6 protein-coding genes and 2 tRNA genes are annotated in these 11,341 nt (G+C 57.6%); all 8 read left to right on the top strand.

The features are described 5' to 3' along the window. The first annotated feature begins 94 nt into the window (after positions 1–94). The 8 genes from RSF91_RS16905 to RSF91_RS16940 all read left to right on the top strand — a co-directional run bounded on the left by RSF91_RS16905 (position 95) and on the right by RSF91_RS16940 (position 11,238). Positions 95–1,270, top strand: coding sequence for an efflux RND transporter periplasmic adaptor subunit (locus RSF91_RS16905; RefSeq protein ID WP_332569523.1), 1,176 nt, complete (start codon positions 95–97; stop codon positions 1,268–1,270). After that, a complete protein-coding gene (locus RSF91_RS16910) occupies positions 1,267–4,476 on the top strand; it encodes an efflux RND transporter permease subunit (protein WP_332569518.1) in 3,210 nt (1,069 codons plus the stop codon). The genes RSF91_RS16905 and RSF91_RS16910 overlap by 4 nt, the downstream gene beginning before the upstream one ends. 84 nt (positions 4,477–4,560) lie before the next feature. Beyond that, positions 4,561–4,647: transfer RNA gene (locus tag RSF91_RS16915), tRNA-Leu, on the top strand. Positions 4,648–4,985: 338 nt separating this feature from the next. Then, complete coding sequence (gene tig / locus RSF91_RS16920) at positions 4,986–6,296, top strand: trigger factor (RefSeq protein WP_332569519.1); 1,311 nt, start codon at positions 4,986–4,988, stop codon at positions 6,294–6,296. Positions 6,297–6,431: 135 nt separating this feature from the next. Next, positions 6,432–7,040, top strand: coding sequence for an ATP-dependent Clp endopeptidase proteolytic subunit ClpP (clpP, locus tag RSF91_RS16925; RefSeq protein WP_099737733.1), 609 nt, complete (start codon positions 6,432–6,434; stop codon positions 7,038–7,040). 176 nt (positions 7,041–7,216) lie between these two features. Then, positions 7,217–8,479, top strand: a complete 1,263-nt coding sequence (clpX, locus tag RSF91_RS16930; protein ID WP_332569520.1) for an ATP-dependent Clp protease ATP-binding subunit ClpX — start codon at positions 7,217–7,219, stop codon at positions 8,477–8,479. A 156-nt stretch (positions 8,480–8,635) separates the two neighbouring features. Continuing rightward, positions 8,636–11,053 (top strand): endopeptidase La, encoded by a 2,418-nt coding sequence (gene lon / locus RSF91_RS16935; RefSeq protein ID WP_332569521.1) that lies wholly within the window; start codon positions 8,636–8,638, stop codon positions 11,051–11,053. Positions 11,054–11,162: 109 nt separating this feature from the next. Continuing rightward, positions 11,163–11,238 (top strand) — tRNA-Gly (locus RSF91_RS16940). Positions 11,239–11,341: the final 103 nt, after the last annotated feature.

Consider the following 11,341-nt stretch of genomic DNA (forward strand, 5'->3'; position numbering starts at 1 on the left):
GGCTGTTTCGTCTTCTCGTCGTTTTGCAGTGTCGGTTTCATCGCGCAGGAATGCTGCTCCTTTGCTGGCCCTTTCTATCGTGGCTGCTGCGGCCATGTTATCGGCCTGCTCCAAGAAAGAGCCTCTGCCTGAGCCGGTTCGTGCAGTCAAACTGGTGACGGTGGGCGAGGGCGCGATTGAAGCGGCTCAAGAGTATTCGGGCGATGTCCGTGCCAAGGTGGAGTCTCGTTTGGGCTTTCGCGTCGCAGGCAAGGTCACCAAGCGCGAGGTGGAGCTGGGCCAGCATGTCAAGGCGGGTCAGGTGCTGGCGCGGCTGGATGCACGTGACTACCAGCTCAGCGCCGATGCCGCGCGTGCCCAGCTGTCATCTGCCACCACACAGCGCGACTTGGCTGATGCCAATGCCAGGCGCTTTCGCACGCTGAGGGCGCAGAACTTCATCAGCGCCGCCGAGATGGAGCGCTATGAGGCCAATTTGAAGGCTGCTCAGGCATCGCTGGACCAAGCCAAGGCGCAGCTGTCCAGCCAGTCCAATCAAGAAAATTACACTCAGCTGCTGGCGGATGCTGATGGCGTGGTCACCAGCGTGGATGCCGAGCCCGGCCAGGTCGTAAGCGCAGGCACGCCCGTGGTGCGCATTGCACTCGATGGCGCGCGGGATGCGGTGTTTAACGTACCCGAAGACCGCCGTAGCGCCATCAAGCCCGGGCAGGCCGTCAAGGTGCGCCCCTGGTCTGATGAATCTCGCCTGATTGACGCACAGGTGCGCGAGGTCGCTGCCAGTGCTGATGCGGCAACGCGCACCTATCTGGTGAAAGCCGCCCTGCAGGGTGCCGATTTGCCCGCGCTGGGATCAACTGTGCAGGTCATGCCCGAAGGCATGGGCGCAGGCAAGGAGGCGGTGGGTGCGCAGGTTATCAAGCTGCCGACCACGGCTTTGCGCCAGGAAGGTGACAAGGGCCAGGGCACGGCGGTGTGGCTGTATGACGCGGCCAGTGGCTCCGTCAAGCTGCAACCGGTGCAAGTTGGTGCAGCGGATGGCAACGAGGCGGTGATTGCCTCAGGCCTGCAGCCGGGTATGCAGGTGGTGGCCACGGGTGTGCATGTGCTGACGCCGGGACAAAAGGTCACGGTGTACCGTGATAAATATGCCAAGCCGGCTCAAAATTCACAGCCTAACCAGCCTCAAGCGCAGGCAGGAGTAACGCAAGCAGCTCCTGAAACAGAAGCGAAGGCGCAGCCAGCAGCAGCCGTGGAGGCTGGCAAATGAGCGGCGGAGACAAGCATAAGACAGGCGGTTCGCACTTCAATCTTTCCCGCTGGGCACTCGATCATGTGGCGTTGACGCGCTACTTCATCGTCGTGCTGATGCTGCTGGGCTTTGCGGCATTCTTCCAGTTAGGGCAGGATGAAGACCCGCCGTTTACCTTCCGTGCCATGGTCATTCGTACCTACTGGCCCGGTGCCACGGCTGAGCAGGTGGCCCAGCAGGTCACCGACAAGATAGAGCGCACTCTTCAAGAGGTGCCCTATGCCGACAAGATCAGCAGCTACTCCAAGCCAGGTGAGTCGCAGGTCATCTTCCAGCTTAAAGACAGCTCTCCGCCCAAAGAGGTGCCACAGGTCTGGTACACGGTGCGCAAAAAAGTGGGCGATATGCGCTACACCTTGCCGCAGGGCGTACAGGGGCCGTTTTTTAACGATGATTTTGGCGATGTCTATGGCGTGATTTACGCGCTGCAGGCCAAGGGCTTCAGCTACGCAGAACTGAAAACGCTGGCTGACGATGTGCGTCTGCAACTGCTGCAGGTGCCCGATGTGGCCAAGGTGGAGCAGTTTGGCGTGCAGGACGAGAAGGTCTACGTTGAGCTGTCACACCGTGCCACGCAGATGGGGCTGAACCTGAAGCAGGTGCTGGACCAGCTCAACCAGCAAAACGCCGTGGCATCGGCTGGCATGCTGCAAACGCCTGCTGAAACCATCGTGCTGCGCGTGCAAGGTCAGTTCAACGATCTGAATCAGCTGCGCGATATGCCGATTGCCGGCCCGGGCGGTGCCCAGTTCAGGCTGGGTGATATTGCCGAGGTGCGCCGTGGCTACGCCGATCCCGCCAATGTGATGGTGCGCTTTCAGGGTGAGCCTACGGTGGCGCTGGGTGTCTCCATGGTCAAGGGCGGCGACATCATTGCCCTGGGCAAGGCGCTGACGCTGACGACAGATCGCATCGCCAAGAATCTGCCCGTGGGCGTGATGCTGAACAATATGCAGAACCAGCCCAAGGCGGTGGCCGATTCGGTCAGCGAGTTCCTGCAGGTGCTGGTCGAGGCCGTGGTCGTGGTGCTGGCTGTGAGCTTTCTGAGCCTGGGTCTGCACAGACGTCAGGGCCAAAATCCGCTATGGAGGCGCTGGTATATCGACCCGCGCCCCGGTCTGGTGGTGGGCATCACCATTCCGCTGGTGCTGGCGGCCACTTTTCTTGCCATGTGGTACTGGGATATCGGGCTGCACAAGGTGTCACTGGGCTCGCTCATCATTGCGCTGGGCCTGCTGGTGGACGACGCTATCATTTCCGTGGAGATGATGGTGCGCAAGATGGAAGAGGGCTACGACAAGTACCGCGCAGCCACTTTTGCCTATGAAATCACGGCCAAGCCCATGCTGACCGGTACGCTGATTACGGCAGCGGGCTTTTTGCCCATTGGCATGGCCAAGTCCATGACGGGTGAATACACCTTTGCCATCTTCGCTGTGACGGTGATTGCGCTGGTGCTCAGCTGGTTTGCCTCGGTCTACTTCGTGCCCTATCTGGGTCTGCTGCTGCTCAAGAAGCCGCCACATGCTGCCAAGCTGCCACCCGAGGTGGCCTCTGGCGAGGTATCTGCTGAAGAAGCAGGCATCAACACCAATGCCGGTGAGCATGAGCTGTTCAATACGCCGTTCTACAACCGCTTTCGCCGCATGGTGAACTGGTGTGTGCAGCACCGCTGGCTGACGATTGGGGCCACGGTGCTGGTGTTTGTGCTGGGGCTGGTGGGAATGGGCAAGGTGCAGCAGCAGTTTTTCCCCGACTCCAGCCGCCCCGAGGTACTGGTCGATATCTGGTTCCCCGAAGGCACGGCACTCAGTGCCAACAAGGAAGTGACGCTGCGCGTGGAAAAGCGCTTTTTGGAGCTGGACGGTGTGGACTCGGTCAGCGAATGGATAGGCTCTGGTGCGCCACGCTTTTATCTGCCGCTGGATCAGGTGTTTCCGCAGAACAACGTCTCCCAGTTCATTCTGGTAGCCAAGGACCTGAAGGCTCGGGAAGAAATTCGCAAAAAACTGCCGGCCTTGATGGCTGAGGAGTTTCCCGAGGTGCGGGCCCGCTCCAAGCTGCTGCCCAATGGTCCGCCAGTGCAGTATCCGGTGCAGTTTCGGGTGATGGGTGCCGACCCTGCCAAGCTGCGCACTTATGCCGATAACGTCAAAAAGCTGATGCAGGACAACGCCGATATGCGCGGCGTGAACGATAACTGGAACGAGTCCGTCAAAGTTATTCGTCTGCAGGTCGATCAGGACAAGGCGCGCGCCCTGGGGGTGACCAGCCAGTCGATTGCCGAAGCCACCGGCATGAACTTCAGCGGCACCACCGTGGGCCAGTTTCGCGAGGGCGACAAGCTCATCGATATCGTGATGCGCACGCCCAAGCAAGATCGTGACGCCATCACGGATATTGCTGGCGTTTATGTGACCACCAGTGGCGGCAAGTCGATTCCGCTCACGCAGATCGCCAAGCCTGCCATGGTTTGGGAGCCAGGTGTGATGTGGCGCGAAAAGCGCAACTTCGCCATCACCGTCCAGGGCGATGTGCGCGAAGGCCTGCAGGGTGCGACGCTCACCAATGAATTGCTGCCGCAGCTGCGCAAGATGGAGGCGACTTGGCATGCTGCCGGTGATGTTGGCTATCGCATCGAAGTCGCCGGCGCGGTGGAGGAAAGCTCCAAGGGCGCGGGTGCTATCGTGGCGGGTATTCCTGTGCTGCTGTTCCTGACGTTTACGCTGCTCATGCTGCAGCTGCGCAGCGTCAGCCGCTCGCTGCTGGTGTTTATCACTGGCCCGCTGGGTGTGCCGGGTGTGGCTGCGGCCTTGCTGCTGCTGAATCGCCCGTTTGGCTTTGTGGCGCTGCTGGGTGTGGTGGCCTTGATGGGCATGATTCAGCGCAACTCCGTCATCTTGATTGACCAGATCGAGACCGGACGTGCGCAGGGCGTGCCCGCGTGGGATGCGATTGTGGAAGCGGCGGTTCACCGTCTGCGCCCCATCGTTCTGACGGCTGCTGCTGCAGTGCTGGCCATGATTCCGCTGTCACGCAGCGTGTTCTGGGGCCCTATGGCGGTAGCCATCATGGGCGGGCTGATTGTGGCAACCGTTCTCACGCTGCTGGCGCTGCCAGCCATGTATGCGGCGGTGTTTCGTATCAAGAAGGAAACGGCCTGACCCATCTTTGTGCTGAAAGCTGCCAATTTGCGGCTAGAATCTGCGTCTTGACCTCAGTAAGCGTAAATTTGCGCATTGCTGACCGCGCGGGTGGCGAAATTGGTAGACGCACCAGGTTTAGGTCCTGACGGTGGCAACACCGTGCCGGTTCGAGTCCGGCTCCGCGCACCAGATACTGGCAGTTCATGCTGCCAAGAGCCCGCCACCTCAAACAAGGTGCGGGCTTTTTCTTTACTGCACAGGGCTTTTTGCCAAGCCAGTGTCAGCTTTTCAGGCAAACCCCTTATGTCCGATGACGGAGCCAGCGCAGCGGCTCGTTATAATGGTCGGCTTCGCCTGTTTCTGATTTGAAAAAATGCCCGGCGCCAGACGCGGGGCTCATTACCGGAGCAGGCTTCGGAAAATTTGTGGTGCCGCATGACGCTAGATGTGCGCGCACTGTGACTTTGCGCAATACGGTGCGGGTTGCACAGCAATCTGCACGGTCCTCATCCCTCTTAGGAAAAATCATGGCCGTTAACGTTGAAACTCTTGAAAAGCTCGAGCGCAAGATCACGCTGAGCGTGCCCCTGTCTGCTATCCAGTCCGAAGTGGATGCACGTCTGAAGAACGTTGCGCGCACTGTGAAGATGGACGGTTTCCGTCCTGGTAAGGTGCCCATGAGCGTTGTCGCTCAGCGCCATGGCTACGCTGTTCAGTACGAAGTGCTGAACGACAAGGTTGGCGAGGCTTTCGCTGCTGCCGTGACCGAAGCCGGCCTGCGCGTTGCTGGTCAGCCCAAGATCACTGAAAAGGAAGGCGCTGCTGAAGGCGAAGCCCTGTTCGAAGCAGTGTTCGAAGTGATGCCTGAAGTCAAGATCGGTGATCTGACTGCTGCTGAAGTGGAAAAGCTGTCCACCAATGTGGACGACGCTGCTATCGACAAGACTGTGGACATCCTGCGCAAGCAGCGTCGCACTTTCGTCGAGCGCGCAGCTAATGAAGCTGCTGTGGACGGCGACCGCGTGACTGTGGACTTCGAAGGCAAGATCGACGGCGAAACTTTCTCCGGCGGCAAGGCTGAAGACTTCCAGTTCCTGGTTGGCGAAGGCCAGATGCTCAAGGAATTCGAAGACGCAACCCGCGGCATGAAGGCTGGCGAGTCCAAGACTTTCCCCCTGGCTTTCCCTGCTGACTACCACGGTGAAGACGTGGCCGGCAAGACTGCCGACTTCCTGGTGACAGTGAAGAAGGTGGAAGCCGCTATCCTGCCCGAAGTGAATGCCGAGTTTGTGAAGACTCTGGGCGTGGACGGCGGTTCGGTTGAAGCCCTGCGCGAAGACATCAAGAAGAACCTGGAGCGCGAAGTGAAGTTCCGCGTTCAAGGCCGCAACAAGCAAGCCGTGATGGACGCTCTGGTGTCCGTGGCTGAGCTGGACCTGCCTAAGGCTTCCGTGCAAGCTGAAGTGGGTCGTCTGCTGGAAGGCGCTCGCGCTGAACTGGAACAACGCGGTATCAAGGACGCAGCCAAGGCTGAAATCCCTGAAGACATCTTCCTGCCCCAGGCAGAGCGTCGCGTGCGTCTGGGTCTGGTGGTGGCCGAGCTGGTCAAGACCAACGAACTGCACGCTACGACTGAGCAGATCAAGGCTCACGTGGAAGAGCTGGCTTCCAGCTACGAAAAGCCTGAAGATGTGGTTCGCTGGTACTTCGGTGACCGTAACCGTCTGGCCGAAGTGGAAGCTGTTGTGATCGAAAACAACGTGACCGAGTTCGTGCTGGCCAAGGCCAAGGTGACTGACAAGGCTGTGTCCTTCGACGAACTGATGGGTCAGGCTTAATCGCTGTTGATCTATTGTCGGTACTTGCCCTAGGGCGGTACCGATAAGTTGAAAAGCGGGGCTTGTGCTTTTGCGCGCAAGCCCCATTTTCATTTCAGAATGCGGCTACAGTAGGCGCATAGCACTGGAGAAAACATGAGCGCATTGGATACACTGGGTTTGGGCATGGTTCCCATGGTCGTTGAACAGTCGGGTCGCGGTGAGCGCTCTTACGACATCTATTCGCGTCTGCTCAAAGAGCGCGTGATTTTCCTGGTCGGTGAGGTCAATGACCAAACAGCCAATCTGGTGGTTGCTCAGTTGCTGTTTCTGGAAAGTGAAAATCCTGACAAGGATATTTCCTTCTACATCAACTCCCCTGGCGGCAGCGTGTCGGCAGGCATGGCGATTTTTGACACCATGAATTTCATCAAGCCTGATGTGTCCACTCTGTGCACAGGCATGGCTGCCAGCATGGGCGCGTTCCTGCTGTCCGCCGGTGCCAAGGGCAAGCGTTATGCATTGCCCAATGCTCAGGTCATGATTCACCAGCCTCTGGGTGGTGCGCGTGGTCAGGCCACTGAAATTGAAATTCATGCTCGCGAAATCCTCAAGACTCGCGAACGCCTGAACAAGATTCTGGCTGAGCAGACCGGTCAGCCGCTGGAACGCATCCAGCGCGACACCGAACGCGACTATTACCTTTCCGCCGAAGAGGCTAAGGAATATGGTCTGGTTGATCAGGTGATCAGCAAGCGTTCTTGAAATTGCTAGCGCCAAGCCCAGTCCCTGACTGGGCTGCAAGGCCGCTTCAATCAAAAATCTGATTGCTGTTCAAAGGCTTTCAGAGCTTGCTCGGCGGCGTTTGCCCCTGATGGCATACGCCGCCTTGTCTTTGGTTATCATTAATTTTCGTTTTTTCGTAACGAGGCATAGCCCCCATGGCCGATAAAAAAGGCTCTTCCACCGAAAAGAATTTGTATTGCACCTTCTGCGGCAAAAGCCAGCATGAGGTCAAGAAGCTGATTGCCGGCCCGTCCGTGTTCATCTGCGATGAGTGCATCGACTTGTGCAATGAGATCATTCGCGACGAACAGCCTGCTGTCGACCCCAAGGAAGGTCGTGGAGATCTGCCTACGCCCGCAGATATCAAGAACAATCTTGATAACTATGTGATTGGGCAGGAGCAGGCCAAGCGCACGCTGGCTGTGGCGGTGTACAACCACTACAAGCGCCTCAATCACAAGGACAAGGCTGGCAAGGACGAAGTGGAGCTGACCAAGAGCAATATCTTGCTGATTGGCCCCACGGGTTCTGGCAAGACGCTGCTGGCTCAGACGCTGGCGCGTCAGCTCAATGTGCCGTTTGTAATGGCTGATGCCACCACGCTGACCGAAGCAGGTTATGTGGGTGAAGATGTTGAAAACATCATCCAGAAGCTGCTGCAAAGCTGCGAGTACGACGTTGAGCGTGCCCAGCGCGGCATTGTCTACATCGACGAAATCGACAAGATTTCGCGCAAGTCTGACAACCCCAGCATCACGCGTGACGTTTCGGGCGAAGGCGTGCAGCAGGCGTTGCTCAAGCTGATTGAAGGCACGATGGCCAGCATCCCTCCTCAGGGCGGCCGCAAGCACCCCAATCAGGACTTCCTGCAGATCGATACGACCAACATCCTGTTCATCTGCAGCGGTGCGTTTGCAGGGCTGGAAAAAGTCATTGAGAACCGTACCGAGGCTTCTGGCATTGGCTTTGGCGCTGCCGTCAAGAGCAAGAAGCAGCGCTCAATCTCCGACATCTTCCAGGAGATTGAGCCTGAAGACCTGATTAAGTTCGGCATCATCCCCGAGCTGGTTGGCCGTATGCCTGTGGTAACTGCACTGTCCGAGCTGAGCGAAGAGGCGCTGGTACAGATCCTGACCGAGCCCAAGAACGCTCTGGTCAAGCAGTACAGCAAGCTGCTGGCCATGGAAGGCGTGGAGCTGGAAATCCGCCCTGCAGCGCTCAAGGCAATTGCCCGCAAGGCACTGGCTCGCAAGACCGGCGCTCGTGGCCTGCGCTCCATCGTGGAGCAGTCGCTGATCAGCACCATGTTCGAGCTGCCAACTGCAGAGAACGTGGAAAAAGTCGTGGTGGAAGAGGCCACGATTGAAGACGGTAAAGAGCCGTTGCTGGTTTACCGCGAAGCCGCCAAAAAGGCTTGATACTGTAGCTGGCATGCAAGGCGTGTGATGAAAAGTCACCGCTTTGCAGCCGCAGGCTGAAAGGCAATGCCCCTGGAGAAGCAAAAACAATTTGTAGCCAGGGGTTGAAATACACCGGTAGGCGGACCATCTTCCGCTGAGAAACCGAGGATATCTATGTCTGCAAAAAAATCTTTGCCTTCTACCGAGCTGAATCTGCCGCTGCTGCCATTGCGCGATGTAGTGGTGTTTCCGCATATGGTGATCCCGCTGTTCGTGGGGCGCGCCAAGAGCATCAAGGCTCTGGAGCTGGCCATGGAAGGCGACCGCCGCATCATGCTGGTGGCGCAAAAGACTGCGTCCAAGGATGAGCCTGCTGCTGAAGATATGTTTGATGTGGGCTGTGTGTCCACCATCTTGCAGATGCTCAAGCTGCCCGATGGCACCGTGAAGGTGCTGGTCGAAGGCCAGCAGCGCGCCCTGGTCAAGCTGATTAATGACGAAGATACGCATTTCACAGCCTCCGTCACGCCTGTTGAGTCAGTGGGCGAAGGCGCACATGCGCAAAGCGAAATTGAAGCGCTGCGCCGTGCGGTGACGCAGCAGTTTGACCAGTACGTCAAACTCAACAAGAAGATTCCCCAGGAAATTCTGACCTCTATTGCCAGCATCGATGATGCAGGTCGCCTGACTGACACCATTGCTGCGCACCTGCCATTGAAGCTGGAGAGCAAGCAGGCCGTGCTGGACCTGGTGGACATCAAGGAGCGTCTGGAAAACCTGTTCGAGCAGCTTGAACGCGAAGTAGACATCCTCAACGTCGACAAGCGCATCCGTGGCCGCGTCAAGCGTCAGATGGAAAAGAATCAGCGTGACTTCTATCTGAATGAGCAGGTCAAGGCCATTCAGAAGGAGCTGGGCGAAGGCGAAGACGGCGCAGACATCGAAGAGATCGAAAAGAAGATCAAGCTCGCCAAGATGCCTGCAGAGGCACGCAAGAAGGCAGAAGCAGAGATCAAAAAGCTCAAGCTGATGTCGCCCATGTCGGCAGAAGCGTCGGTGGTGCGAAACTACATTGAAGTGCTGACGGGTCTGCCTTGGTCCAAGAAGACCAAGATCAAGCATGACCTGGCCAATGCTGAAGAAGTGCTCAACGAAGATCACTTTGGCCTGGATAAGGTCAAAGACCGCATTCTTGAATATCTTGCAGTGCAGCAGCGCGTGGACAAGGTCAAGGCGCCCATCCTGTGTCTGGTAGGTCCGCCTGGTGTGGGTAAGACCTCGCTGGGGCAGTCCATTGCCAAGGCCACGGGTCGCAAGTACGTGCGGATGGCGCTGGGCGGCATGCGTGACGAAGCTGAGATTCGCGGGCATCGCCGTACCTATATCGGTGCCATGCCGGGCAAGGTGTTGCAGAGCCTCGAAAAAGTGGGCACGCGCAACCCTTTGTTCCTGCTTGATGAAATCGACAAGCTGGGCATGGACTTCCGTGGTGATCCATCGAGCGCCTTGCTGGAAGTGCTGGACCCCGAGCAGAACAACAAGTTTGGCGACCACTATGTGGAAGTCGACTTCGACCTGTCTGACGTGATGTTTGTGGCGACTTCTAACTCCATGAACATTCCTTCGGCGCTGCTGGACCGTATGGAGGTGATTCGTCTGTCGGGCTATACCGAAGACGAAAAGACCAACATCGCCATGCGCTACCTGCTGCCCAAGCAGATCACCAACAATGGTGTGAAGGAGAGCGAGCTGGAGGTGACCGAGTCCGCTATTCGTGACATCGTGCGCTACTACACCCGTGAAGCGGGTGTGCGTTCGCTGGAGCGCGAGCTGTCCAAAATTTGCCGCAAGGTGGTCAAGGGATTGCAGCTGGGTAAGCTCAAGCCTCAGGTCGTGGTGAATGCAGACAACCTGAATGACTACTTGGGTGTGCGCAAGTTCAGCTACGGCCGTGCAGAGCATGCCAATCAGGTGGGGCAGGTGGTGGGCCTGGCCTGGACGGAAGTGGGCGGTGATTTGCTGACCATTGAAGCGGCCATCATGCCTGGCAAGGGTGTCATCACGCGTACCGGTTCGCTGGGCGATGTGATGAAGGAATCCGTGGAAGCTGCCCGCACTGTGGTGCGCAGCCGCGCACGTCTGCTGGGTATCAAGGATGAAGCCTTTGAGAAAAAAGACATCCATGTGCACGTGCCCGATGGCGCGACGCCCAAGGATGGTCCCAGCGCTGGTGCGGCCATGACCACTGCTTTTGTCTCGGCGCTCACAGGTATCCCTGTGCGTGCTGATGTGGCTATGACCGGTGAAATTACCCTGCGTGGTGAAGTCACGGCGATTGGTGGACTTAAGGAGAAGCTGCTGGCAGCTCTGCGCGGTGGCATCAAAACTGTGCTGATCCCTGAAGAGAACGCCAAGGACTTGCAGGACATTCCGGATAACGTGAAGAGCGGTCTGGAGATCATTCCTGTGAAGTGGATTGACCAGGTTCTCAAGGTCGCTTTGGAGCGCGTGCCCGATCCTTTGCCCGAGGAAACAGTGCCTGCTGTCGCCGCTGCGGATGCCAAGCCGACAGAGGCTGCAATCAAGCACTAAGCTTGTTTTTATGAAAAATGTGGCGTTTTTTCTGAGACCCCTCAGAACTGCGCTACAATTCATCCATCGCAGCAAACAACGTTGTACAATGTTGGGCTTCGGTAGATATGCGGGAATAGCTCAGTTGGTAGAGCGATACCTTGCCAAGGTATAGGTCGACGGTTCGAACCCGTTTTCCCGCTCCAGATTTTTAGAGTCTGTAGCAATGCAGATTCGCATCAGAAGGTGAAAGCCTTTTGAATGCGGGAATAGCTCAGTTGGTAGAGCGATACCTTGCCAAGGTATAGG

Source organism: Comamonas sp. (assembly GCF_036643215.1).
Lineage (GTDB): Bacteria > Pseudomonadota > Gammaproteobacteria > Burkholderiales > Burkholderiaceae_C > Comamonas.

What these genes read in the sequence shown, in the direction of transcription:
- RSF91_RS16905 (WP_332569523.1), top strand. Translation starts at nt 95, where the DNA reads ATGTTATCGGCCTGCTCCAAGAAAGAGCCTCTGCCTGAGCCGGTTCGT.
- RSF91_RS16910 (WP_332569518.1), top strand. Translation starts at nt 1,267, where the DNA reads ATGAGCGGCGGAGACAAGCATAAGACAGGCGGTTCGCACTTCAATCTT.
- tig (WP_332569519.1), top strand. Translation starts at nt 4,986, where the DNA reads ATGGCCGTTAACGTTGAAACTCTTGAAAAGCTCGAGCGCAAGATCACG.
- clpP (WP_099737733.1), top strand. Translation starts at nt 6,432, where the DNA reads ATGAGCGCATTGGATACACTGGGTTTGGGCATGGTTCCCATGGTCGTT.
- clpX (WP_332569520.1), top strand. Translation starts at nt 7,217, where the DNA reads ATGGCCGATAAAAAAGGCTCTTCCACCGAAAAGAATTTGTATTGCACC.
- lon (WP_332569521.1), top strand. Translation starts at nt 8,636, where the DNA reads ATGTCTGCAAAAAAATCTTTGCCTTCTACCGAGCTGAATCTGCCGCTG.